Source organism: Streptomyces sp. NPDC098789 (genome assembly GCF_044759975.1).
Taxonomy (GTDB): domain Bacteria; phylum Actinomycetota; class Actinomycetes; order Streptomycetales; family Streptomycetaceae; genus Streptomyces.
Genome location: NZ_JBIWAJ010000011.1, coordinates 182,756 through 206,763 on the forward strand (window position 1 = coordinate 182,756; position 24,008 = coordinate 206,763).

Below are 24,008 nucleotides of genomic sequence, written 5' to 3' on the forward strand. Positions count from 1 at the left end.
GGTCAGTAGTCGATGACGCCCAAACCGTCCTCGATGAAGCCGACCACGTCGGTGTACGGGTCCCACTTGTTCTGGTCCGGCCCCTTGTGCCGGGCGTTCAGCTGCTTGGCGAACCCGCGGGCCTTCTTGTACTTGTCACGGACCTGGTCCGGCATCACACGCTTCGCCGCCTCCGGGGAGACGCTCTGGATGCTCGGACCGTAGGTTTGCGCGAACCCGGGCTGCTGCTTCAAGCGGGCCGCGGCGCTGTCACAGACACCGCCGAAGGTGCTGGTGTAGTTCTGGTAGTGCAGCAGCCGCCACAGCTCGAAGCAGGGGTGCGAGTAGGCGATCTTCACACCCGCCCTCTTCGCCCTGGCAAACGCGGTCGGGATGTCCTCGTGCTGGTCGCGGTCGAAGAGACACCAGACCTGTGGCCAGTTCCAGTCGTCTTCCTCCAGGCCGGCCTTCCGTGCCGCACGCTCGGCCGTCGCGACAAAGGGGATGGCATCCTCCACCAGAGGCAGGGGTTTGCGTCGTTTGGTCGGCGCGTTCAGGTTCTTGAAATGGACCAGGACGCTACGCCCCTGCTGCGCGGGGGTGCCGTGTTCACGTACGAAGTCAACGAAGCCCGGCTCGGTGACCTCACCCTCAGTGAGGACGTACACCTCGCGCGGACGCTCTTCCGGTCGCACTTTCTTCGCGCGTCCCGGATTGTCCCTCCCCTTGTCCCTCGCCATCAGGCCCGCTCCGCCCCCTGTGCCCGTGCCGTCAGCAACTTTCGCCCGATCTGCCCCGCCGCCATCCGCGGCACGCCCCCGAAGGCACCCGCGAGGTAGGAGTCCGTGAGGTCTTCCTCAGCCCCCGGTCCCACATCACTCAGCGGGTAGATCTCCGTGGCGCCCTGTTTGTCCTTCTCCGTGAGCCAGATCTGGCCCGGCTCCAGCTGACGCCCGCCCCGGGGAGAGCTGAGCAGCGAAGGATCATGGGAGGTGAACACGAGCTGAGCGCCCTTGGTGTTGGTCCACGACGCCTGGAAGAGCCGCACCACCTCCGCGGCGAAACGCGGGTGGAGGCTCGCATCCAGCTCATCGATCAGGAGGACCGCACCTTTGTCCAGAGCCAGTAGGAGCGGTCCGATCAGCGCGAACCACGAACGCGTACCGAAGGACTCCCGATCCCAGTCGAGGGAGACGGACTCCCCGCTTTCACCGGCGTGGAGAAGTCGGACCATGGGCGCCTTCCCCGGCCGCCGCTCGACCTCGGCCCCGGTGATACCCAGGTCGGCAACCCGTAGAAGCTCTTCGATCCGCTCGCGTGACTGTTCATCGAGCAGCTTGCCGGCGGTGAAGGCCTCACGCTGCGCGATCTCGGTCTCCGGAGTGACGTCCCAGAGGTTCTCCTGGAACCACCGGTAGATCCGGGTGAGCTGCGGGTGGTTGTCGTTGGCCGCGCGGGAGAGGAAGAGCGCGTCCGGCCGGGTCGTCCGGGCCAGCAGCGCACGGTCCTGGATCCGGTCGTTCGGAAAGTTGAAGGCCTTCTCACGCGAGGCATCCCTGTCGAGCCACTCCTGCCGCCGCCCCTTGGGGTAAGCGTGCAGCCACTCGGACTCCACCCGGGTGGGGCCCAGCTCGAATCCATAGGTCCAGCGAACCCCGTCCTCCAGAACGAAGTCAGCCTCATAGAAGGCGCTCTCGTCAGCGGCTTTCGGATCGAGAGCGAATACGTCGCGAGGAATCCCCTGGTACGACGTCCACTGTGCGTATGAGCTGAGGACTGCTTCCCGCATCTTCCTCAGCGCGAAGATCACATTGGACTTACCGGAAGCATTCGCGCCGAAGATACCCAGCAGTGGATAGACGCGGAGCTGCCTGCCATCGGACAGCTCGACCGTCCTCGCGGCGTCCGACTCCTCGTCTTGCGGTACGACGAAGGAAAGCTCCTGCTCCTCACGTAGCGACCGTACGTTCGCCGTGCGGAATCCCAGCAGCATCCTTCCTCCTCTCGTCGCGCACAGAGTAGTCGCGTGATCGCTTATACGCCTACTGGACGGTCAGACCAGCCGGCGGGCCGTCGCCCAGCGGGTCAGTTCGTGCCGGTTGGAGAGTTGGAGCTTCCTGAGCACCGCCGAGACGTGCGACTCGACCGTCTTGACCGAGATGAAGAGCTGCTTGGCGATCTCCTTGTAGGCGTACCCGCGCGCGATCAGCCGCAGCACCTCGCGCTCGCGCTGGGTGAGGCGGTCCAGGTCCTCGTCGACCGGCGGCGCGTCCGTCGAGGCGAAGGCGTCGAGGACGAAGCCCGCCAGCCGGGGCGAGAAGACCGCGTCGCCGTCCTGCACCCGGAAGACCGAGTCGACCAGGTCGGCGCCGGTGATGGTCTTGGTGACGTAGCCGCGCGCACCGCCCCGGATGACGCCGATGACGTCCTCGGCCGCGTCCGAGACGGACAGCGCCAGGAAGCGCACCGGGTTCTCGGCCGCCGTCATCAGCGGGGCGCAGCGCCGCAGCACCTCGACCCCGCCGCCGCCGGGGAGGTGGACGTCGAGAAGCACTACCTCGGGCCGGGTGGCGGTGATGACGGTGACGGCCTGGTCGACGTCGGCGGCCTCGCCGACGACCTCGACGCCCGTGCGCGGGGTCTCGCCGATCTCCGCCTGCACGCCGGTGCGGAACATCCGGTGGTCGTCGACGAGCACCACCTTGACCCTCCGGGTCTCGCCACCGACGGCCTCGCCCGTGGTGCTCGCGTTGTCCTCGGTCATGCCGGCATCGCCGCCCTCTCCATCTCCAGTTCGACTTCCGTGCCGCCGTCGGGCGCGGACCGCAGCCGCGCGGTCCCGCCGTTGCGCTGCATCCGGCCGATGATCGATTCTCGTACGCCCATGCGGTCGTCGGGTACCGCGTCGATGTCGAAACCGGGGCCCCGGTCCCGTACGGACACGAACACCGTCCGACCCTCGACCTCGGCGTAGACCTGGACGGGGCCGCCCTCGCCACCGTACTTGGCGGCGTTGACCATCGCTTCGCGCGCGGCCTGGACCTGCGCGACCAGCCTCTCGTCGAGCGGGCAGTCACCGACCACGACGACCTCGATGGGCACCCCGTGGTGGTCCTCGACGTCGGCCGCGGTCTTCTTGACCGCCTCGGCGAGGGTGTCGGGCTCCTCGGCCTCGTCCTTGCCGGTGCCCTCGGGCTTGTAGAGCCAGTTCCGCAGCTCCCGCTCCTGGGCGCGGGCCAGGCGCCGGACCTCGCCGACGTCCTCGGCGTTGCGCTGGATCAGGGTGAGGGTGTGCAGCACCGAGTCGTGGACGTGGGCGGCGACCTCGGCCCGCTCCTGGGCCCGGATGCGCATGAGGCGCTCCTCGGAGAGGTCCTGGGTCATCCGGATCAGCCAGGGGCCGGCCAGCAGGGCCACGCCGACGAGGACGGCGAGGGTCGCGGTGAGGACGTTGCCCAGCTGGGCCGCGGAGCCCCGTACGACGATGAAGACGGTGAGGCCGACGCCGACCAGGACGACCCCGGCGAGCGCGCGGGCGATCTGCAGGAGCTGGCCGTGCCGGCCGTCCGCGGAGCTCCAGTGGGCCCGGCGGGCGTTGTCGGCCTGCCGCCACACCAACACCACGCCGGCGCCGACGAGCAGGGTCGGCCAGATGTAGCGGTCGGCCTTCTGGTCGCCGGCCTGGAGCTTCGAGATGAAGATGCCCGCGCCGACGAAGAGCGCGATCAGCGCGGTGACCTGCCCCCGGTCGGGCTTGCGCAGCCGCCGGCTGCCGTCGGCCAGGGTCTCGAAGAAGGACCGGTGCCCGGTGCGGCCGCCGACGCCGAGCGGTACGAACACCCAGAAGGCGGCGTAGAGCAGCACCCCGAGGCCGTCACCGAACAGGAAGGTGCCGAGGAAGGCGAGCCGGACCCAGAGCACGGGCAGCCCGAGGTGCCCGGCGAGCCCGCGGGCGACGCCGCCGAGCATCCGTCCGTCGGCGCTGCGGTAGAGCTTGCGCGGCGGGGTGTCGGTGGTCTCGGCGGAGGCGTGGGCGTGCGGTGTGCGGGGGGCGGCTGGTGCGGGCATGTCACCGATGGTCACACGCGCGGGGGGTCCGGGACATCAGGGCAGCCCCCCAGTTCCGTCGGGGGGATATCAGGGTTGCGCCAGGGTCGGGCCCGGTGCCGCTGGGCCGGACCGCCCGGCACCATGGACCCATGACCGACGTGCACGACTCCCCTCCGCCCCCGGCGACGCCCCCGGCGGACCCCGCCGACCGTCCGCCGCTGCGCCGCAGCAGGCGCGACAAGGTCCTCGCGGGCGTGTGCGGCGGCCTCGGCCGGCACTTCGACCTCGACCCGGTGGTCTTCCGGGTGGTGCTGGGCGTCCTCGCCGTCACCGGCGGCGTCGGCCTGATCTTCTACGGCTTCGCCTGGCTGCTGCTGCCCCAGGAGGGCGAGGAGGACAGCGAGGCGAAGAAGCTGCTGACCGGACGGGTCGAGGGCGCGACGCTGGCGGCGGTCTTCGCCGCGCTGGTGGGCTGCGCCCTGTTCCTGACCATGGCGGACAACGGCGCGATGGCGGTCTTCTCGGTCCTGGTCGTGCTCGCGCTGGCCGGGGCCTCGTACTGGTCCCAGCGCCGCCGCCACCTCCAGCCGCCGGAGGCGGACGCGCCCGATCCGCAGGGCCCCGCGGCGGCGCGCGCCGCGCAGCGGCCGGGGCACCGACCGGTGCCGCCGGAGACCCAGGCACCGCCCGCGCCCGGCCGCCCGTCCTGGTGGCGCGACCCCCTGGTCAAGGACGGTACGACCGGACCGGTCGGGTCCACCGGCTACCTGTGGGGGCCCGCCGACGCGGTCGTCCCGGCCGACGGCCCGGGCCCGGCGGCCCCGGCGCCGCGCGCCGCCGTCCCGAGCGTCCCGCGCGGCGGCATCGGCGGCCGGGTCTTCGTCCTGGCGATGCTGGCCGCGATCGCGGGGACCGCGAGCGAATGGCGCACCGGGCCGCTGGGGCACGCCCTGGAGATCGGCTTCGCCTGCGCGCTGGCCGTCTTCGGCCTGGGCCTCGCGGTCAGTTCGATCCGGGGCCGGACCGGTTTCGGCACGGTGCTGCTGGGTCTGATCACCGCGGTGCTGCTGGCCGGGGCCACCGTGATGCCGTGGGAGATCGGCACCGACTGGCGCCGGATCGAATGGCGGCCGGCGGCGGTGGCCGACGTACGGCCCGCCTACACGGCGGGCACCGGGTTGGCCACGCTGGACCTGAGCCGGCTGGACGTGCCCAAGGGGACCACGCTGCGCGTCGGCGCCTCGCTCGACGCGGGTCGACTGAAGGTGATCCTGCCGCGCGAGGTCACCGCGAAGACCGACGTCCGCCTCTCCTGGGGCGAGGTGCGCCTGCCCGGGGACACCCGCGACTACCTGCGCATCCAGCACCCCGCGACGCGAACGGCGACTGTAGCGCCCGCTCCCGGCACCGAGGCCGGCGGGACGATCGAGCTGCACCTGGAGACGGGTGTCGGACAGGTGGAGGTGGCCCGTGCCGCGTCATGAGTTCCAACCGGGACGGCTGCTGGCGGGCCTGGTCCTGCTGACCGGGGGCGTGCTGTACCTGCTCGACGCCGCGGGCGAGCGGGACGTCCCCTGGTTCCTGATCCTCCCGCTGGCCTTCGGCGGGCTGACCCTGGCGGCGCTGGTGGGCGTGACGACCTACGCGGTGCGGCGCGACCGCAAGGACCGGATCCGGGAGTCCAGCGAGAGGTAGGGCGCCCCGGCCAGCACCAGCGGCAGCCAGGCCATCAGGTACACGAGGTCGTTGCCGTAGTAGTACGGGGTCGCCGTCCAGGAGACCGTCAGCCACAGGCTGAGCGAGATCAGGGCGCCCCCGGCCGCCGCGAGCCGGGTCAGGAGCCCGGCCAGCACCGCGAGACCGACCAGCAGCTCCCCGACGGCCAGCAGCACCGCGAAGCCGACGGGCGCCTTGAGGGCCAGGTCCACCAGGGCGGGGATCGCGGAGGTGTCGCGCACCCCGCGCATCAGGTCGCCGATGGAGCCGTCGCCCGAGGCCGAGAGGAACGCGGAGTCGGTCAGCTTGTCCAGACCGGCGTAGACGAAGGTGACGCCGAGGAAGATCCGCAGGGGCAACAGCGCGTGGCGCACGCCCTCCGCGCGCAGCTGGGACAGGCGGTCGGCGACCTCATCAGTTCGGCTCACGCCTCATTGTGTACCGCGTGCGCGCCGGGCGTACCCGGGCGGGAGCGCACCTTCGCCCGATCCACCCAGCGCCTCCCTCCGCGCCTCACTCCGCGACGTCGATGCTGCACCGGTTGGATTCCACCCCGGCCGCCGTCACCACCTGGACGTCGACCCGCCCCGGTTCCACCTCCGCCGGGACCGGCACGGTCAGCACCGTGTCGGACGGGGTGGTGAACCCGCCCGCGACGGGCACCAGCGGTACGTGCACGTGCACCGTCCCGATCCGCACCACCAGCCGCGCCAGCATCTCGGGCGTCTGCGCCCCGGGCGGTACGAAGCCCACGCCCCGGATCTCGATGTCGTCCCCCGGCCGCACGGAGGCGTCGATGTCCCCCGGCTCCCGGGTCCGCACCACCGACAGCACCAGGGGGCGGCTGCCCTCCGCGTACTTGGCCGCCAGGTACACCGCGGCCGACAGCGCGACCAGCAGCGCCAGCGCCCACGGCAGGTGCGGGAGCCGGTCGGGGAAACGGGCCAGCGTCACCGCCGCGAAGGCCAGCACCACCGTGGACACCAGCGCGTACTGGGCGTCGGGGAAGCTCCCGCGCCCCGCGTCGTCGGTCAGCAGGTCCGCCCCGCGCGGCCGGTCCGCGGGCAGCTTCTGCAGCCGCTGGCCCATGATCCGTACGGCGACCACGCGCCGGACCAGTACGGCCACCCCCGCGGTCAGCGCCACGACCGCCAGCAGCGGCAGCGCGCGCCACAGCCCGAGCCCGGCGTAGAGCGCGACCCGCTCCGGCCCGGGCGTCGAGGCGGCCAGCCGCACCGCGGGCAGCAGCGCCGCGAAGGCGGTGAGTACGAGCCAGGCGCACGCCACCGTCTTGGAGGTGGACAGCCGGTTGTCCTCGCCGACCATCGGGGCCAGCAGCCCGCCCCGCACGGTCTGGGCGCGGGCGGCCACGGTCAGCAGCCCCGCGAGCACCAGCGCGGCCAGCAGCGCGGCGGTGCGCGCCGTGCTCCAGCCGTTGCCGACGGCGGTGCCGACCTGGACGAGCAGCAGCACGCCGGCGGCGATCCACACGCCGAGGACCGCGCGGCGCGAGAGCAGGTAGAGCCAGGAGTGCCCGGCCTCCCGGCCGCGGGCGGCCACCGTCCGGGCGGACAGCGTCAGTTCGTCGGACACCCACTGGCGTGAGGCGCCGGCCGAGCGGGCGACGGCGGCGGGCAGGCCCTGCCCGGCGGCGAGCCCGTCACGCTGCTCCAGGAAGGCTTCGACCGCGCGGCGGTGGCCTTCCCGGGCGCCGTGTGGGCAGTCGTCACACGTGCAGCCGCCGCCGTGGGTACTTCTGTGCATCTCTTGGACAGCCACGTGCGTGCCGCCTCTCTGACTACTTTCGCGCAACTACCGGGGAATGCCAGCGAATTGTGCACCACTGCGGCAGTGCTCCGGATTGCGCACGATGTCAGAGCAGGTGATTAACCGTTCATGATGTTGACGCCACCGCCGGCGGGACGGGGCTCACGCCCCTTCCTCCGGCCGCTCCACCTGCTCCCACAGCGGCTGGCAGTTCACCCACGCCGCCAGGTCGGTGCCGAACTGCTGCCGGGTCGAGGCCGCGCCGTGGTGGTCGATGAGCACCGGCTTCCCGGCAGCCCGCGCGATCAGCTGCACCTGCGCGGCCCGCTCGGCCGCGACGAACCACCACAGCGCCGCGTCCACCGAGTCCCCGACGGTCAGCACCCCTTGATTGCGCAGCACCAGCGCCTTGTACGGGCCCAGCGCCCGCCCGATCCTCCCCGGGTCCGCCCCGGCGCCCGCGTACTCGTCCATGAGCGCGTGGTCCTCGTAGAAGGCGCAGGCCTCGTGGGTGATCGGGGCCAGCAGCTCGCCCAGCGCCGCGAGCGCCCTGCCGTAGGGGGCCTGCGCACGGACCACGGACACCACCTCGGGCCGGGCCCGGTGCACGGCGGCGTGCACGGCGAAGGCCAGTTGGTTGACCCGGCGCTCCCCCCGGACCACCCGGCCCTCCCCGTCGACCAGCAGCAGGTCCTCGGGGCCGAGGCCGGCGAAGGCCCGACCGAAGGGGTTCACCCAGTAGCAGTCGTCGTACTCCGGGTCGCGGGCGGTGACGTGCCCGCCGACCCCGTCCTCGTACCCGAGCCGCCCCAACAGCCGCAGCGCGCCCGCCAGCCGCCGTTTGCGGTGCGCGCGGCTCTCCTCGGCGGTGGCGAAGACCGGCGGCAGCTCGAAGCCCAGCCGCTCCACGGGCACGGGTGCGGGTGCGGGCGTCCGTACGTGCCCCTCGGCCATGGCCCCTCCTTCACGTTCGCGTCCTTCGAGGTCGCGGCGCAAGGTACCGGTGGCCGCGCGAAGTGGCCAGAGGGAACCCGGGAGAAGCGGCCGGAGAAACGGCGGAGCCGCCGCCCCGGGAGGGGACGGCGGCTCCGGTCGTCGCTCGTACGGACTGAGGGCTTGCGCCCTACTCCCACTCGATGGTGCCCGGGGGCTTGCTCGTGCAGTCCAGGACCACGCGGTTCACGTCCGGCACCTCGTTGGTGATGCGGGTCGAGATCTTGGCCAGCACCTCGTAGGGCATGCGCGTCCAGTCCGCGGTCATCGCGTCCTCGGAGGAGACGGGGCGCAGCACGATCGGGTGGCCGTAGGTGCGGCCGTCGCCCTGGACGCCGACGCTGCGGACGTCCGCGAGCAGGACGACCGGGCACTGCCAGATCTCCCGGTCCAGACCGGCGGCGGTCAGCTCGTGGCGGGCGATGGCGTCGGCCTCGCGGAGCAGGTCCAGGCGCTCCTTGGTGACCTCGCCGACGATGCGGATGCCCAGGCCGGGGCCCGGGAAGGGCTGGCGCTGGACGATCTCGTCCGGCAGGCCGAGCTCCTGGCCGACCATCCGGACCTCGTCCTTGAACAGCTGGCGCAGCGGCTCGACGAGCTCGAACTCGATGTCGTCGGGGAGCCCGCCCACGTTGTGGTGGGACTTGATGTTGGCGGTGCCGGTGCCGCCGCCGGACTCGACGACGTCCGGGTACAGGGTGCCCTGCACGAGGAAGGCGACCGCGGGGCCGTCCTCCTGGAGGATCTCCAGCTGGGCCTGCTCGAAGACGCGGATGAACTCGCGGCCGATGATCTTCCGCTTGGTCTCCGGGTCCGAGACGCCGGCCAGCGCGGTCAGGAAGCGCTCCTGCGCGTCGACGACCTTCAGCTGCACGCCGGTGGCGGCGACGAAGTCCTTCTCGACCTGCTCGGTCTCGCCCTTGCGCATCAGACCGTGGTCGACGTAGACGCAGGTGAGCTGCGAGCCGATGGCCTTCTGGACGAGGGCCGCGGCGACCGCGGAGTCCACGCCGCCGGAGAGGCCGCAGATGGCGCGCTTGTCGCCGACCTGCGCGCGGATGGCCGCGATCTGCTCCTCGACGATGTTGCCGGTGGTCCAGGTGGGGGCCAGGCCCGCGCCGCGGTAGAGGAAGTGCTCCAGGATCTGCTGGCCGTGCGTGGAGTGCATGACCTCGGGGTGGTACTGGACCCCGTACAGCCGCTGCGCGTCGTTCTCGAAGGCGGCGACCGGGACGACCTCGGTGGAGGCGGTGACGGTGAAGCCCTCGGGGGCGGCGGAGCAGGCGTCGCCGTGCGACATCCACACCGACTGCTCGGCCGGGGTGCCCTCGAAGAGGGTGGAGCCGGACTTGGAGACGGCCAGCGCGGTGCGGCCGTACTCACGGGCGCCGCTGTTGTCGACGGTGCCGCCGAGGGTGGTCGCCATCAGCTGGAAGCCGTAGCACATGCCGAAGACCGGGATCCCGGCCTCGAAGAGGGCGCGCGCGTCGTCCAGGCGCGGCGCGCCTTCCTCGTACACGGAGGACGGGCCGCCGGAGAGGATGATCGCCTTGGGGTTCTTGGCCAGCATCTCCCCCACGGGCATCGTGCTGGGCACGATCTCGCTGTAGACCCGGGCCTCACGGACGCGGCGGGCGATGAGCTGGGCGTACTGGGCGCCGAAGTCGACGACGAGAACCGTGTCCGGGGCGCTGTCGTGGGCGGCGGAGGGTGCTTCTGGCACGGGGCGGCCTTCCGGCGGGAGAGGGTGGCTGTTTTGTCGATTCTACCGGTGGCGCGGGCCCCCGCTTTGTCGCACCATCCGAGGCGCACGTCACCGCGCGAGCGCCCGCCGCGCCTCCCCGATCACCCGCCGGGCCTCGCCCCCGTAGACCGCGGACTCCCGCAGCGTCTCCCAGACCCGCAGGTACGTCGCGATGCTGCTCGCGTCGTCGATCCAGAGTTCGGCGTGCCAGTCCTCCACGACGACCAGCCGCTCGTCGTAGATCCAGAACCCGTTCGCCGGGTGGATCTTCAATAGGGCGTCGAAGGGGACGATGCCCAACTCGACGGTGTCGAGTCCGATGACGCTCAGCAGTCGGTCGAGCTGCGCCGCGAGCACCGCCGGTGGACAGACCCGGGCATGCAGCGCCCCCTCCCACATCATGATCTGATGCCGCTTTCCGGAGTCGTACAGCCCTTCCTGGCGGCGGATCCGCACGCGCACCGCGTCCTCGGTGTCCCGCGGCGACTGCATGAGCTCGGCATGCCGGGTGAACACCGCGCGCGCGTAGTCGGCCGTCTGGAGCATCCCGGCGACGAGAGAGTTCTCCCATATGCGCAAGGTGGTGGTGCGGGCGTGCTCGGCAGTGATCGTCTCCTGCACCGCGCGGTGACCGGAGGCCAGTTGGCGACGCCATGAGCGGACGTGGGATTCGAGTCCGCCGAGCCGTGCATGCAGTTCGTCCGCCGCGCCCGGTTGACCGGTTGCCTCGGCCCATGCCCGCAGGTCCTCGACCGTCGCGGTTTGGCGGCCGTTCTCCAACTTGTAGACCTTGGAGTGCGCCCAGCCGAGCCGGTCGGCGAGCTGCGTACCGGTGAGCCGACCACCAGGCGCCGAGACCCGCAGGTCCCGGAGCCTGGCGCCGAGGGCGGCGCGCGCCGCCTGGAAGTCTGTGCTCACCCGTACACGCTACTCCGGCAGGCCCGCCGCGAACTCTGCGAACGGGACGGCAAAATGCCATGCGGCGTCGCGGACTTGGGCGTAGTGGTTGACCCGTACCGGCTCGGTGATCAGCTCGATGTCGAGCAGATCGTCGTCGTCGCCGAAGTTGAGCAGGGCGACGAAGCGGGAGTCGAAGATCCAGAAGTCCTCGGACGGCAGCCGCAGGCGGTTCGCCTCGGAGCGCGAGAGGTTGCGGATGTCCTCGCCCACGGCGCAGTTCCGTTTGGCGTTGTCGAGCAGGTACAGCTGCCCCGGAGTCGGAGGGTCGTCGACGAGTCGCACGCGCTCGACGCGCTTCCCCTGTGAGGTCTGCGCCCGCATGGTGCGGGACCACGCGTCGTCGTAGTCCCACTCGACGGGCAGGCCCGCCGCGAACTGCGCATAGGTCTCGGTGGCCTCGTCCGAAGCGAAGCGGGTCCGGGTCTCCAGCCGCCAGGCGGTGTGTTCGAAGTTGTCGAAGAGTTTCCCGAACGCGTCCAGGTCGATGATGCGCGGCACGCGGGTGACCTCCTTGGGGCCGAAGTCGACCAGCAGCTCGCGGGGAACCACGATAGGAACCTCGCCGTCACCCAGGTGCTGGAGCTGGGCGATGTCCTCGGGATCGCTGAGCGGTAAACCGTGCACGATCACCTCTCCACTGTCGAGGTCCTCGTGGATCGCGGGACAACCGCCTCCACCCGATCCCGTGCCGTTGCAACGCAGTCGTCGCGCCATGGCCACACCCTTCCACCGGAAACCGATGGCTCCAGCATTCACCGCATCGCCGTCGCCACGCAGCACATTCCCGAGACCAGACAAGAACATTCAAGAACATCCGATCGCACTGCGAGAACAGACCGGAACATGGACTGCCCCAGCCCAACCACCCTTCCCTAGCCTCCACTTCATGGCCACGCAGACCACCATGAGTCCGCCCGTCCACCTCACCCTCCCCACCGACGCCCCCAGAGCGACCCCCGGGTGCGACGTGTGCGCGGCCCTGGTCGCGCAGCGGGGGGAGGCGTACCGGCGGGGGGACCGGTCCGCGGTGTCGGACTGCAACGTGGAGATCGGCGCGCACCGCGGGAGGGACCGGTGCTGAAGCCGCGCACGGTGCTCCGGTACGTCACCCACACCATCCGGCACACGCCGGACGGCGGGGTCACCTACGAGGTGTTCTGCGCGGCGCACGCCTGCGCCGCCGAGTCCGGGCCGCAGGACGCCCAGGAGGCCGCGCAGGACTGGGCGCTGCGGCACACCGGGCGGACGGGCCACGACCTGTTCCGGCGCGTCTTCACCGACCACGGACGGGTCACGCGCGTGGACGAGCCGTCTCAGCATCCGAATGCACTTGGTGGCGGAGGGGACGGATGGTAATAATCGCTCCCATGCGCAAGCAGCTGAGCTTCCTCTTTACCTATGGCACCGGCCGGTCCGGTCGCCATGGGTCATCGTGATGCTCGCTTGAGCCGCTGACTTCCCAGAGCGCCCCGGTCCGACAGGACCGGGGCGCTCTGGCGTTCCCCCGGACCTGCGGGCCCCCACCCCACACCCCACCGGAGGAAGACATGTCCGCCAGCACCGCCACCGCCACCACCCCCGCGCAGCTGATCGCCGATTCCCGCGAGCGGATCGACGCCCTCGACGACCGGATCATCGGGCTGATCCAGGAGCGGATGGCCGTCTCGGCCGTCATCCAGGACGCGCGGATCGCCGCGGGCGGGCGTCGGGTGCACCTGTCACGGGAGAACGAGGTGCTCTCGCACTGGAGCAGCGCCCTCGGCAAGTCGGGCACCTCGCTGGCCCTGACCCTGCTGGAGCTGTCCCGCGGCCGGGTGTGAGAGGAACCGTGCGCTGCCCGCGCGCGCCTGTTCGTCACTCGTCCGGGCCGTGACCGGCTCCCGCGTCGCCGCGTTGAGTGGATCGTCCGTGCCAGCCAGGCGCGGGCCCGCAAGAACCACGCGTGGCTCCGCTGGAGCGATGGAGACGCCCGCCCCGTGGAGCGGCGCGTCGTGGGACCTCGCTCCTTCGTACGACCGGACGGCAGGGGACAGCAGCCCGGTCACAGAAAAGAACGGCCGGCCCAGGGGACGCCCCGGGCCGGCCGTTCTTCCGTTTACGGGGTCCCGTCGTTACGCGCGCCCGCTGCGGCGGCGGAACGCCACGAACAGCGCGCCACCGGCCGCCAGCAGCATGGCCGCGCCCAGTGCGAGCGGCGCGGCGGAGCTACCGGTGGAGGCCAGCGGCCCGTTCCCGCCCTGGGCGCCCGCGGCGCCACCGGTCGCGGTGTTGTTCGACGCGCCGGCCGAGACCGAGGTCGACGGGCTGGGCGAGGCGGACGGGCTCGGGCTGCCGCTCGGCGAACCCGACGGGGACGGGCTGGCGCCGCCCTTGGCGTCCAGGACGATCTCGGCGGTGTTGTTGCCGGTCTTCGGGTCGAAGCGGTGCGGGGTGACCCCCTGCGGGCCCGCCTCGCCGACGGAGACGGAACCCTTGCCCGCGGCTCCCTCGACGACCTTGTCCACCCGCAGCTCGAAGGCGTAGCCCTCCTTCCCGTTCTCCAGCACGGTCGCCGCGCTCTCGCAGAAGTAGCGGGGCGCGCCGAGCTGCTGCTGCGCCGTGCGCTCGCTGCCGTCGGCGTTCACGGCGCGGCAGGCTTCCGGCTTCTTGGTGACGGAGGTGCCGGCCGGGACGCGGACGTCGGTGCGGGCCACGGCGATGGGCGCCTCGCCGACGCGCGCGCGGTTGATCCAGGCCGGGCCCTGGTTGCGGAAGCCGACTTCGGCCGTGACGCTCTGGCCCGCCTTGGCCGGGACGGTGGCGCCGGTGGCGGTGAAGTCCGCGGTGTTGGCGGTGCGGAAGGCGAACTCGCGCCGGTTGTCGCCCGGTTCGAGGTCGGTGGCGGACTTGCCGCTCGTCGCGGCCGCGTGCTTCTTGACCGCCAGGGTCTTGCCCGTGCCCTTGCCGGCCGGGGTCGAGAGGGCGGAGGCCCCGTCCGGGCGGCTGCCCGTCTCGTAGATGCCGTAGCCGAGCTGGTCCTCGTACGCCCGCTCGGTGGCCTTGATGGTCAGCGGGTCGGCCAGCTCCCAGGCTTCGCCGGGGGCGAAGTCGCCCTCGAAGGAGCAGAGGGTGACGGCCGTCCGGCCGCCGGCGCGGGTGACGCAGTTGTCGTAGCTCTCCACGAACTCCATGCCGCGGGTGGCGACGAGTTCGAGGACCACGCCGTGGGCGGCGCGGTTGCCGGTGTTGGCGAAGGCGAGCGCCACGGGCTGCTTCTGCCCGGGCACCAGGTCGGCCTTGAGCGGGAGCTTCTCCATCACCAGGTCGGGGCCGCCGACGCTCACCTTGGTGGTGGTGGGCCGGATGGTGGCGCCCTGGAGGGTCGCGGTCACCGCGAGGTCGGCGGCGGCGCCGTCCGCGCTGCCCTTGGCCGCGCCGATCAGCAGGTCGATCCCGGGGCGCCCGCCCCCGGTACCGGGGTCCTTGCAGACGAGGGTGGCGGCGGCGCGCACGCACTCGGGGTGGGCGACGGCCGGGTTCTCCCGGACGTCGGCGATCCCGGCGAGCTTGCCGAGGTCGACGGTGAAGGTGACCTCGCCCCGGGGGAGCTGGGCCGGGTCCCCCGCCGCCGGTTCGGGCAGGGTGAAGACCAGGCGGGATTCCTTCGCCACTCCCGTCGGGGTCCCCGGGTGGAGCCGGAGGCCGACGGCGGACGGACCGATGAGCGGAAAGACGGGGTCCGCGGCGGCGGCCGGGGTGGTCAGCCCCAGGGCCACCGAACCGGCCACGGCCAGCAGGGAGATGCTCTTTCTCATGACCATCGAGACTGCCGAACGTCTGTGGCAGTTGCCTGGTTCCCCCTGTGACAGGCATCACTCGCAACCATCCGGAGGCGTCGCGTGTCACTTGAGTACGGGGTCTGCCCTCGGAGGGGGAGAGCAGACCCCGTTGTCATGCCTGCTCCCATGCCTGTTCCCCTGCCCGCAGACTCAGTCGTTCCGCTTCTTCGGCGGGACCGGCGGAACCGCCAGGAACGGCAAGCGGAGCGCCGCGAAGGCTTCCTTGGGGACCGCCGGACGGGCCGGTTCCACGGCCGTCAGGCGCTCGTAGGCCGCGCCCTGCTCGGGGCGGGGGTCGCGCTCGCCCTTGTTGGGCCAGTACGACATGGCCCGCTCGGCCTGGGCGGTGATCGTCAGCGACGGGTTCACGCCGAGGTTCGCCGAGACCGCCGAGCCGTCCACCACCGAGATGCCGGGGTGTCCGTGGAGCCGGTGGTACGGGTCCACCACGCCCTCCTCGGGGGAGGCGCCGATGGCACAGCCGCCGAGGAAGTGCGCGGTCAGCGGGGTCCCCATCAGCTCGCCGATGTTGCTGCCGGGGAAGCCGTTGATCTCCTCGGCCAGCAGGGTGGCGGCCTGCGTGGCCTCCGCGATCTGGACCGGGTTGGGCGCGCCGTGGCCCTGCCGGGCGGTCAGCAGGCCCTTGCCGATGCCGCCGGGCTTGCGGTACGTCGTCAGCGAGTTGTCCAGCGACTGCATGACCAGGCCGATGATGGTCCGCTCGGACCAGCGGCGGTTGGAGAGCGAACGGGCGAACTGCAGCGGGTGCTTGGCGGTGCGGGCGAACCAGGCGCGCACCCGGTGCGGGGCGTAGGGCACTTGCAGGATGGTCATGAACCCCATCGCGTTGGAGCCCTTGCCGTAGCGCACCGGTTCGATGTGGGTGTCGGCGTTGGGGTGCACCGAGGAGGTGATGGCCACGCCCCGGGTGAAGTCGGCGCGCGCGTCCTTGCCGTGGCGCCGGCGGTAGCGGCGGTCGTCGGTCTGCGCGCCGACCAGGCCCTCGGAGTTGGTCCGGGTCAGGTCGCCGAGCCGGTCCGAGAGCCGGGGCAGCTCGCCGCGGTCCTTCATGGCGTGCAGCAGCGTCTGGGTGCCGTAGGTGCCCGCCGCGATGACCACGTACCGGGCGCGCAGGACCTTCGCCCGGCCGCCCTTGCGGCGGCCGTCGGTGGGGACCGTACGGACGCGGTGGCCGCCGTCCGGGTGTTCGGAGACGGCGGTGACGGTGGTCATCGGGTGGATGACGGCGCCCGCGCGCTCGGCGAGGTGCAGGTAGTTCTCGTTGAGGGTGTTCTTGGCCCCGTGGCGGCAGCCGGTCATGCACTCGCCGCACTCCGTGCAGGCCTTGCGGGAGGGGCCCGCGCCGCCGAAGTAGGGGTCGGCGACCTCCTCGCCCGGCCGGACCCCGCGCTGTCCCTCGGCGTCCGACCCGTCCCCGAAGAAGACGCCGACGGGCGCCATGTGGAAGGAGTCCGCGACGCCCATCCGGGCGGCCGCGGCCTTCAGGTGCACGTCGGAGGGGGTCATCGTCGGGTTGAGCCGGACCCCCAGCATCCGCTTGGCCTGGTCGTAGTAGGGCGCCAGCTCGTCGTGCCAGTCGGTGATGGCCGCCCACTGCCGGTCCTCGAAGAAGGCCGTGGGCGGCACGTACAGCGTGTTGGCGTAGTTGAGCGAGCCGCCGCCCACTCCGGCGCCGGCGAGCACCATCACGTTGCCGAGCAGGTGGATGCGCTGGATCCCGTACAGCCCGAGGGCCGGGGCCCACAGGTAGTTGCGCAGGTCCCAGCTGTTCCTGGGCAGGCCCTCCCGGGTGAAGCGGCGGCCCGCCTCCAGGACGCCGACCCGGTACCCCTTCTCCGTGAGCCGCAGCGCGGAGACCGCGCCGCCGAAGCCCGAACCGATGACGATCACGTCGTAGTCGTACGCGTCGCCGCCCTGCGCGTCGCGCACATCGTTGTCCTGCGGCACAGCCGTGCTCCTAGCGCAGTCGGAGAGCCTTCATGACCTTGAGGCTGCGGGTCATGAACGCCGCGTACTTCTCGTCGTCCATGCCCAGCGAGGGCGCCATGGGGAGCAGTCGCTGGTGCGCGACGGTCTGGGCCTCGGTGTACTTGAGGATGCCCTCGGAGCCGTGCCGGCGCCCGAGGCCGGAGTCCTTCATGCCGCCCATGGGGGCCTGCGCGCTGCCGTAGGCGGGCGCGTAGCCCTCGTTGATGTTGACGGTGCCGGTGCGCAGGCGGGCGGCGACCGCCAGGCCGCGGCGGGCGTCCTTGGTCCACACGCTGGCGTTGAGCCCGTAGGCGGTGGCGTTCGCCTGGTCGACGGCGGTGTCCTCGTCGCCGAAGCGGTAGATCGAGACGACCGGGCCGAAGGTCTCCTCGGCGCACACCGCCATCGGCGCCTCGACGCCGTCGAGGATGGTGGGCTCGTAGAAGAGCGGGCCGATGTCGGGCCGGGCGGTACCGCCCGCGACCAGGGTCGCGCCCTTGGCGACGGCCTCGTCGACGTGCCGCTGTACGGTCTCCAGCTGGCGCTCGCCCACCAGCGAGCCCATGTCCGCGCCGTAGGCCAGGGAGTTGCCGAGCCGCATGGCCTTGGTGCGGGCGGCGAACCGCTCGACGAAGGCGTCGGCGATCGACTCGTGGACGTAGAGCCGCTCGATGGAGATGCACAGCTGGCCCGCGGAGGAGAAGCAGGCGCGGACGGCGCCCGCGGCGGCCTTCTCCACGTCGGCGTCGTGCAGCACCAGCATGGCGTTCTTGCCGCCGAGTTCGAGGGAGACCCCGACCAGGCGGGCGGCGGCCCCCCGGGCGACCTCGCGGCCGGTGCGGGTGGAGCCGGTGAAGGAGACGTAGTCGGCGTGGCGGACCACCTCGGGGCCGACGACCGGCCCCTCGCCGAGCACGATCTGGAAGACGGCCGCGGGCAGCCCCGCCTCGATGAGCAGGTCGCGCGCCCACAGGGCGGTCAGCGCGGTCTCGGTGTCCGGCTTCATCACGACGGCGTTGCCGGCGACGAAGGCGGGCAGCGCGTCGCCGCCGGAGAGTTCGAGCGGGTAGTTCCAGGGGGCGATCTGGCCCACGACCCCGCGCGGCTGGCGCAGCTCGACGACCTTGGTCAGCACCGGCACGGCGCCGGTGTGGCTCTTGGGCCGCAGGTAGGCGGGGGCCTGGCGGCCGTAGTGGCGGGCCGAGATGGCGACGGCCTGCACCTCCTCGGCCGCGTGCAGGCGGGCCTTGCCGGTCTCCAGCTGGATCAGGTCGAGGACCTCGGCCTGCCGGTCGAGCACCAGGTCGTGGAAGCGCAGCAGGACGGCGGCGCGGCGGCGCACCGGCACGGCGGCCCAGGCGGCCTGCGCGGCGCGGGCCCGCTCGAAGGCCTCGGCGACGTCCTCGGGGGTGGCCTCGGGCAGCTCCGCCAGCCGGTCACCGGTGAAGGGCGTGTGGTTGGCGGTGCGGCCGGAACCGAGCACCCCCCGGGTGAGCCGGGCCACCAGGTCCGGGGTCACGACATCGGTGGCGGTCCGGGCGCCGGGCGGGGCCGGGGCCACCGGATTGGTGGGGGCCGGAGCGGCGCGGAGGGGGGCGGGGGCCTGCGAGTCCGTCATGGCGGTGAGCGTATTGCGCCGGGAGGGCTTTGGGTACCCGTGGGTAACCGGATTTTGTCATTTCCGCCAGTGATCGCTGGCAGGATCGCTCCGATTGGCGCGATCGGCGCGATCACCGCGCCCGCCGTGCTCAGCCCCGCGCGCCGCCCGCCGCGCTCAGCCCTTCGTGCCCGGCGGCTCCCAGCCGGTGAGCACGATGTCGAACTGCTGGCGCAGCTTGGCCCAGCCCTCGACCGGACCCGACATGTAGACGGCGTACTCGGTCTCGTTCGGGGCGATGTACATCTGCTCGATGGCCCGGCGGGGACCCGCGTGCGTGCCCTTCTCGGTCCAGGTGAAGTCCCACAGGGCCGCGCGCGTGCTGTCGCGGAAGGTGTTCTGGTTCAGCAGCTGCCGCTTGTAGTCCGTCCGCAACCGCACCTGTTGCTCCAGGTCGAGCAGGTGCGTGTACGGGTTGACGTAGTCCGGGGAGCTGTCGGCGGCGATCCGGATGAAGTGCTTGCCGTTGTCCGGGGTGTAGTCGATCTGGTCGCCGTTCATCTGGCGCGTCCAGCCGTTGGGCACCAGCAGGGTGAAGCCCGTCGGGTCCTTCACCCGCTGCCAGCCGTCCGGGACGGGCACCGGGGACTGGGCCTGCGACTGGGCCCGGGCGCTCTGGCCCGAGCCGCCGTCCTTGCCGTCCGCGCCGTCCTGCGACTCCGTGTACTTGAGGATCCCGAAGGCTCCGGCCCCGCCCAGCAGGGCCGCCACCACGGCCACCACCGCCGCGCGCCGGATCCGGCCGCCGGTGGGGCGCGGCGCCGCGTGCGCGTGCGGATCCGGGGTCGTGCGCGGTCCGGGGTGCGCGGAGGGCGCGGTCGGCGCCTCCGTACGGAACCCCGCCGGCGCGGCGGCGGGCGCCGCGGGCTCGGGCTCGGCGGCCGGGGCGGGGCCGGGCGCGGGGGTGGGGGCGGCCAGCTCCTCCGGGGTCAGGCCGCGCGTGGGCACGTACGCGTGCGCCGACTTCGGCTCGCGCCCCTCCATCGCCTGGAGCAGCATCCGCTCGGCCTCGGCGGCCGACGGCCGCTGCGCCGGGTCCTTGCGCAGCAGCGCCGTGATGACCGCGCCCAGGGCGCCCGCCTGGCGCAGGGCGGGCGGTTCGTCGTTGACCACGGCCTGCAGGCTGGAGATGGGCGAGGTGCGGCGGAAGGGCGAGCGCGCCTCCACCGCCGTGTAGAGGGTGGCGCCCAGCGACCACAGGTCGGAGGCCGGGTCCGGCGCCCCGCCGGTGACCCGCTCGGGGGCCAGGTAGTCGATGGACCCGACGAGTTCACCGGTCCGGGTGATCGAGGTGTCCCCCTCGATCGCCGCGATCCCGAAGTCCGTGAGCAGCACCCGGCCGTCCTTGGCCAGCAGGACGTTGCCGGGCTTGACGTCCCGGTGCAGCACGCCGACCGCGTGCGCGGCGCGCAGCGCGCCCAGCACGTGCAGCCCGATCCGGGCCGCCTCGCGGGGCTCGATCCGCCCGGCCGCCTTGGCCGCCTCGGCGAGGGAGGGCCCGTCGATGTACTCCATGACGATCCACGGCCGGTCGTCGTGCTCGAACACGTCGTGGACGGTGACGACCGCCGGGTGGGCGATCCGGGCCGCGGCCCGGGCCTCCTTCTTCGTCCGGGCGTGCAGCACCGCACGGTCGGCCTCGGCGACGTACAGACCCGCCGTCAGTTCCTTGACGGCGACCGTCCTGCTGAGGAGTTCGTCGTGCGCGCGCCACACCTTGCCCATGCCGCCGCTGCCGATCGGCTCGCCGAGCCGGTACCGGCCCGCAAGTACCGCGCCCGCGCCTGTCCTGTGTTCCACTCAACCCCGCCGCTCTCTACCTACGGGCCAGATTACGGATCGCGCGGGCACTGCCGGAACCGCGCGGGGCCGGTGAGACAGCACTGTGACGCAATCGCCGTACTGATCACCTGTCAGCGGGGCCTCAGGAACCCGGCCGGTAACTCCCCGTGGCCTTCTCGAAGACTTCGGTCACCTTGTCCTGGGCGTCCTGCGGGCCGATGACCATCACCACGTGATAGCGGCCGCCGAGGGCGACGGCGCGGTTGCGCACGTAGACGGAACGCCCGCCGCCGTCGGTCCAGGTGTACTGGCCCTCCGCCATCAGCTGCTGACCGACCTTGGTCTGCTTCACCCCGGTCGAGGTCGCCCAGGTCGAGGTACGGAAGGGCTCCAGCTCGCGCTCCTTGTCGCGCTGGTAGCTGAGCGGGTCCGGGTTGCCGTCCACGGCGTCCCGGCCGGGGGTCACGATGAGCACGAAGTCGCCGTTGGTGTAACGGACCTGACTCATATCGTTGACCCCGTGGCGCTCCCAACCGCTGGGGACGAGGATCTGGAAGCCCTCCGGGTCCTGCTCGGCGGTGTAGCCGGCGGGCGCGCTCGCGGGCGGGGCCGTGTTGGACTGGGGGGTGCCGCTCTGCGGGGCCGGCTTGGACTGCGGGGTGCCGGTGGGGGTGTTGGCCCCGCCCGGTGCCGGTGCGGAGGCGGAGGCGGTCGGCTTGCCGCCGCCCCGGGCCTGGGCGCCGTCCCCGTCCCCGGTGGTCGCCTCGGGCAGGAAGAACATGGCGTACGCGACCCCGCCCGCCAGCGCCACCAGGACGAGCAGCAGCAGGGTCCGGCCGAGGGAACGCCCGCCGCGGGGGCGGGAGGTGGCGTGCTGGGTGCCGCGGTGGCGGCCGTGCGAGAGGTCGCCCTTGCGGCGCACGACGGGCAGCCGGGTCGGGTCGGCTTCGGGCAGCGGGAAGGCGAAGCCGCCGATGCCGGCGCCGTCCGGCTCGGGGGCGGAGCGTACGAGCGAGCGCAGCCAGCCGCGCAGCTCCTCGAAGTCGGGCCGCTCGGTCGGGTCCTGGCGCAGCAGCGACTCGACGATCGGGCGCAGCGGACCGCACTCCTCCGCGAAGGCGGGCGGCTCGGCGCACACCATCTCGACCAGCTCGGCGGCGCTGTCCTCGGGGTAGGGGGCGTGCCCCTGGACGGCCCGGTAGAGGAGCGCGCCCAGGGCCCACAGATCGGTGGCGGGCCCGATGGGCGCGGCCAGCTGCCAGTTGTCGTGGACGGGGCCGGCCTGTTCGGGCGCCCAGCGCTCGGTGACGGCCCCGACGACGGCCATGCGGGTGAGCCGGGCGCGCTCGGCGTCGAGCGCGGTGACGGGCCCCGCGGCCACGGCCGCGGCCCAACCGCCGGCGGCGACGGGCACCGCCCGCTCCACCGCCGCGGGCGCCTCGGCCTCGCGGAACCCCTGCGGCAACGCCAACCGGCCCGGCAGCCCGGGTGCCGGGGAGCCGCCCTGGCCGGGGCCCTGCGGGGGCCCGTACTCCGGACCCGCGGCAGCCGCGTACCGCGGTCCGTCATCGCCCGTCCGGGTCCGGGCCGGGATCGGGGTCCAGCCGCGGTCCGGGTCCGCGGCGGTCCCGGGTTCCGGCGCGCCGAACTCCGGGCCGGGGGCCCGGTCCCGGTCCGGGATCGGCGCCGCTGCGGCCCCCGCGCCACGGCTGGCGTCCGGCGCGACGGACACCTCGTCCCCGGCGTACGGCGACCACAGCACCTCCGGCTCCGGGGAGCGGTCCGGGAACCCGGCCGGATCCGGGTCCCCGCCACCGGAGTACGGGTCCGGGTCCGCGCCGGGCTCCGGGCCCAGGGCCCAGGTCGGCTCCGGGGGCGGGAACTCCGCGCCGCCGGCGCCGACATACGGGTCAGGGTCCGGGGTCGGCTCCGGGCCCAGGGCCCAGGCCAGGGCGGGGGACGGTGGTGTCCCGGCGTCCGGGGCCGGTCCGGGGGCCGGGGCGGCGGCGCTGGGTGCGGGCGGGTTCGCCTCCGGATCCGGGATCCGGGGCCCGTCCGGGGCGGGCTGCTGGTCCGGGGCCGGGGGGAGGGCCGCCGGGGTGGTGGTGCGGCGGGGCGTGGCACCGTGCCAGGTGGCACCGGGGCCGCCGTACGGGTACGAGTACCCCTGCGGCAGGTTGGACCCCTCGGGCCGGCTCTCCTCCGGGGCCGCCCCGCCCCGTCGTTCCTCCGTCAAGCGCGCGGCGGCCTGCGCCCCGGCCCGGTAGGCCGCGACGGACCCGGCGCGCGCGGCGGCCTTGAGGTCGGGGCGCCCGGCCGTCGCGTCGGGAGGGATGTGATCGGTGTACGTCGGCACGCCCCGCGGCCCCGGCAAGGTCCCCGACAGCGGCGCGGTGTCGTAGCCGGGCGCCACCAGCGGCGCGTACGGCGGCGCCTCGCCCCGGCCCGGGTCCGGTTCGGGCGCGTCGGAGGGGGCCCGCTCCGGGTCAGGGTCCTCGGACGCGAAACGGCCGAGTCCCGGGCCGCGGTTGTCGTCACCGTCGGGGCCGGGGCCGCCGAGGTGGTCGTCGTAGCCGTAGTGGGCGCCCGGCTCGGGCGCGTCGGAAGGGGCCTGGCCCCGCCCGCCGAAGCTCGGAGCGCCCAGGTCGGGACTGCCGAACTCCGAGGCCCCGTAGGGCTGCCCGGTCGGTCCGGTCGGTCCGGTCGGCCCGGACCGCACCGCCCCCGGCGGCTGTTGCCGCGGCACCGGCACGCCCCGCGCCCACGCCGCGTCCTGGCGCGCGCCCTCGGCGCCACCCGGATCCACCGGGAACTCCGCCGGGTCGGCCGCCGGCACGGGGTCGTAGCCGCACAGGGCCTCCTCCGCCGCCCCGGCCGCCAGGCCGGTCAGCACGACGCGCCCGTCCTCGCAGACGAGCACCGTCCGGGCGGTGATGTTCCGGTGGGTCCAGCCGTGCGCGTGCAGCACCCGCAGCGCCGTCAGCACGTCCGCGGCCACCTCCGCCGCGCGGTACGGGCTCAGCGGCTCGTCCGCTATCAGCGCGGCCAGTGACCTCGCGGGCACCAGCTCGCTCACGATCCACAGCGAGTTGCCCTCGGCGAAGACGTCGAAGACCTGGTCGAGGCGCGGATGGTCCGGCACCCGCGCCGCCGCCTGCGCCGCGGCGATCGCGCGCCGCACCGCCGGCAGTTCGTGCACGGGCCGGCGTCCGGCCGCGGGCGCGCGGTGGCCGTCGAGCATCTCCGCGTCGACGATCTCCGGTAACGGCACCTGCCGGACCAGTACTTCCTGCCCGCTGCGCGTGTCGAAGGCCCGGGTTTCGACCAGTTCGTACTCGTTGGACGCATCCTGCGGGGGCAGCGGAAGGCGGTACCGCTCGGCCAGGATCCGGCCCGCGTACTCCTCCATGTCGCCTCCCCCGAGCGCGTTGGTGAGCGGGCGCCCCGGGTCTGCGCGGTGTGCGCTCCCGTGGCCCCGCTGACACGATACGTCGCTCGGGGCGCCCGCGTCCCGGGCCTTCCCAGGCCCGTGACGCCGCCGCGACATTCAGTG

Annotated in this window: 20 protein-coding genes; 5 read left to right on the forward strand and 15 right to left on the reverse strand. The window is 73.1% G+C overall.

Annotated features, from left to right (window positions below; all coding sequences use genetic code 11):
• Positions 1 to 2: 2 nt before the first annotated feature.
• From ACIQWR_RS22815 to ACIQWR_RS22830, 4 genes are read right to left on the reverse strand one after another with little or no spacing between them, the layout of a single operon-like run.
• Positions 3 to 719, reverse strand: a complete 717-nt coding sequence (locus ACIQWR_RS22815) for an RloB family protein (protein WP_404012429.1) — start codon at positions 717 to 719, stop codon at positions 3 to 5.
• A complete protein-coding gene (locus ACIQWR_RS22820; RefSeq protein WP_404012431.1) occupies positions 719 to 1,972 on the reverse strand; it encodes an ATP/GTP-binding protein in 1,254 nt (417 codons plus the stop codon). Before ACIQWR_RS22820 ends, ACIQWR_RS22815 begins: the two co-directional genes overlap by 1 nt.
• Positions 1,973 to 2,032: 60 nt before the next feature.
• Entirely contained in the window at positions 2,033 to 2,743 is a 711-nt protein-coding gene (locus ACIQWR_RS22825; RefSeq protein WP_404012433.1) for a LuxR C-terminal-related transcriptional regulator, read from the reverse strand.
• Entirely contained in the window at positions 2,740 to 4,047 is a 1,308-nt protein-coding gene (locus ACIQWR_RS22830; protein ID WP_404012435.1) for a PspC domain-containing protein, read from the reverse strand. The genes ACIQWR_RS22825 and ACIQWR_RS22830 overlap by 4 nt, the downstream gene beginning before the upstream one ends.
• 131 nt (positions 4,048 to 4,178) lie before the next feature.
• On the opposite strand from ACIQWR_RS22830, the gene ACIQWR_RS22835 reads away from it, so the two are divergent.
• On the forward strand, positions 4,179 to 5,513 hold the full coding sequence (locus ACIQWR_RS22835) for a PspC domain-containing protein (RefSeq protein WP_404012438.1): 1,335 nt from the start codon (positions 4,179 to 4,181) through the stop codon (positions 5,511 to 5,513).
• Positions 5,500 to 5,724 (forward strand): hypothetical protein, encoded by a 225-nt coding sequence (locus tag ACIQWR_RS22840; RefSeq protein ID WP_399259464.1) that lies wholly within the window; start codon positions 5,500 to 5,502, stop codon positions 5,722 to 5,724. The genes ACIQWR_RS22835 and ACIQWR_RS22840 overlap by 14 nt, the downstream gene beginning before the upstream one ends.
• On the opposite strand, the gene ACIQWR_RS22845 is transcribed toward ACIQWR_RS22840, so the two are convergent.
• The 6 genes from ACIQWR_RS22845 to ACIQWR_RS22870 form a co-directional block, all read right to left on the reverse strand.
• Entirely contained in the window at positions 5,670 to 6,173 is a 504-nt protein-coding gene (locus tag ACIQWR_RS22845) for a DoxX family protein (RefSeq protein WP_404012441.1), read from the reverse strand. The genes ACIQWR_RS22840 and ACIQWR_RS22845 overlap by 55 nt on opposite strands.
• An 85-nt stretch (positions 6,174 to 6,258) precedes the next feature.
• Complete coding sequence (locus ACIQWR_RS22850) at positions 6,259 to 7,524, reverse strand: hypothetical protein (RefSeq protein ID WP_404012444.1); 1,266 nt, start codon at positions 7,522 to 7,524, stop codon at positions 6,259 to 6,261.
• Between the two features lie 150 nt (positions 7,525 to 7,674).
• Positions 7,675 to 8,466: a class II aldolase/adducin family protein gene (locus ACIQWR_RS22855; RefSeq protein ID WP_404012447.1), complete on the reverse strand. Its 792-nt coding sequence runs from the start codon at positions 8,464 to 8,466 to the stop codon at positions 7,675 to 7,677.
• A gap of 169 nt (positions 8,467 to 8,635) precedes the next feature.
• Positions 8,636 to 10,228 (reverse strand): glutamine-hydrolyzing GMP synthase, encoded by a 1,593-nt coding sequence (gene guaA / locus ACIQWR_RS22860; protein WP_404012450.1) that lies wholly within the window; start codon positions 10,226 to 10,228, stop codon positions 8,636 to 8,638.
• Between the two features lie 90 nt (positions 10,229 to 10,318).
• Positions 10,319 to 11,167, reverse strand: coding sequence for a helix-turn-helix domain-containing protein (locus ACIQWR_RS22865; protein ID WP_404012452.1), 849 nt, complete (start codon positions 11,165 to 11,167; stop codon positions 10,319 to 10,321).
• A gap of 9 nt (positions 11,168 to 11,176) precedes the next feature.
• Positions 11,177 to 11,923 carry a DUF6879 family protein gene (locus ACIQWR_RS22870; RefSeq protein ID WP_404012454.1) on the reverse strand — a complete coding sequence of 249 codons (747 nt, stop codon included), beginning with the start codon at positions 11,921 to 11,923 and terminating at the stop codon, positions 11,177 to 11,179.
• Positions 11,924 to 12,095: 172 nt separating this feature from the next.
• Here ACIQWR_RS22870 and ACIQWR_RS22875 point away from each other — a divergent pair, with 172 nt between their 5' ends.
• From ACIQWR_RS22875 to ACIQWR_RS22885, 3 genes are all read left to right on the forward strand, one after another.
• Entirely contained in the window at positions 12,096 to 12,290 is a 195-nt protein-coding gene (locus ACIQWR_RS22875; RefSeq protein ID WP_404012457.1) for a hypothetical protein, read from the forward strand.
• Entirely contained in the window at positions 12,284 to 12,565 is a 282-nt protein-coding gene (locus ACIQWR_RS22880; protein WP_404012459.1) for a hypothetical protein, read from the forward strand. The genes ACIQWR_RS22875 and ACIQWR_RS22880 overlap by 7 nt, the downstream gene beginning before the upstream one ends.
• A gap of 191 nt (positions 12,566 to 12,756) precedes the next feature.
• On the forward strand, positions 12,757 to 13,029 hold the full coding sequence (locus tag ACIQWR_RS22885; RefSeq protein WP_404012462.1) for a chorismate mutase: 273 nt from the start codon (positions 12,757 to 12,759) through the stop codon (positions 13,027 to 13,029).
• 291 nt (positions 13,030 to 13,320) lie between these two features.
• Here ACIQWR_RS22885 and ACIQWR_RS22890 read toward each other — a convergent pair whose 3' ends face one another.
• The 5 genes from ACIQWR_RS22890 to ACIQWR_RS22910 all read right to left on the reverse strand — a co-directional run bounded on the left by ACIQWR_RS22890 (position 13,321) and on the right by ACIQWR_RS22910 (position 23,864).
• On the reverse strand, positions 13,321 to 15,003 hold the full coding sequence (locus tag ACIQWR_RS22890) for an LPXTG cell wall anchor domain-containing protein (protein WP_404012464.1): 1,683 nt from the start codon (positions 15,001 to 15,003) through the stop codon (positions 13,321 to 13,323).
• A gap of 174 nt (positions 15,004 to 15,177) precedes the next feature.
• The gene (locus ACIQWR_RS22895; RefSeq protein ID WP_404012467.1) at positions 15,178 to 16,995 is read right to left on the reverse strand and encodes a GMC oxidoreductase; all 1,818 of its coding nucleotides are present in this window, start codon (positions 16,993 to 16,995) and stop codon (positions 15,178 to 15,180) included.
• A 10-nt stretch (positions 16,996 to 17,005) separates the two neighbouring features.
• On the reverse strand, positions 17,006 to 18,634 hold the full coding sequence (locus tag ACIQWR_RS22900; protein WP_404012469.1) for a succinic semialdehyde dehydrogenase: 1,629 nt from the start codon (positions 18,632 to 18,634) through the stop codon (positions 17,006 to 17,008).
• 156 nt (positions 18,635 to 18,790) lie between these two features.
• Entirely contained in the window at positions 18,791 to 20,473 is a 1,683-nt protein-coding gene (locus ACIQWR_RS22905) for a serine/threonine-protein kinase (protein ID WP_404012472.1), read from the reverse strand.
• A 124-nt stretch (positions 20,474 to 20,597) separates the two neighbouring features.
• On the reverse strand, positions 20,598 to 23,864 hold the full coding sequence (locus ACIQWR_RS22910; RefSeq protein ID WP_404012475.1) for a protein kinase: 3,267 nt from the start codon (positions 23,862 to 23,864) through the stop codon (positions 20,598 to 20,600).
• Positions 23,865 to 24,008 lie beyond the last annotated feature (144 nt).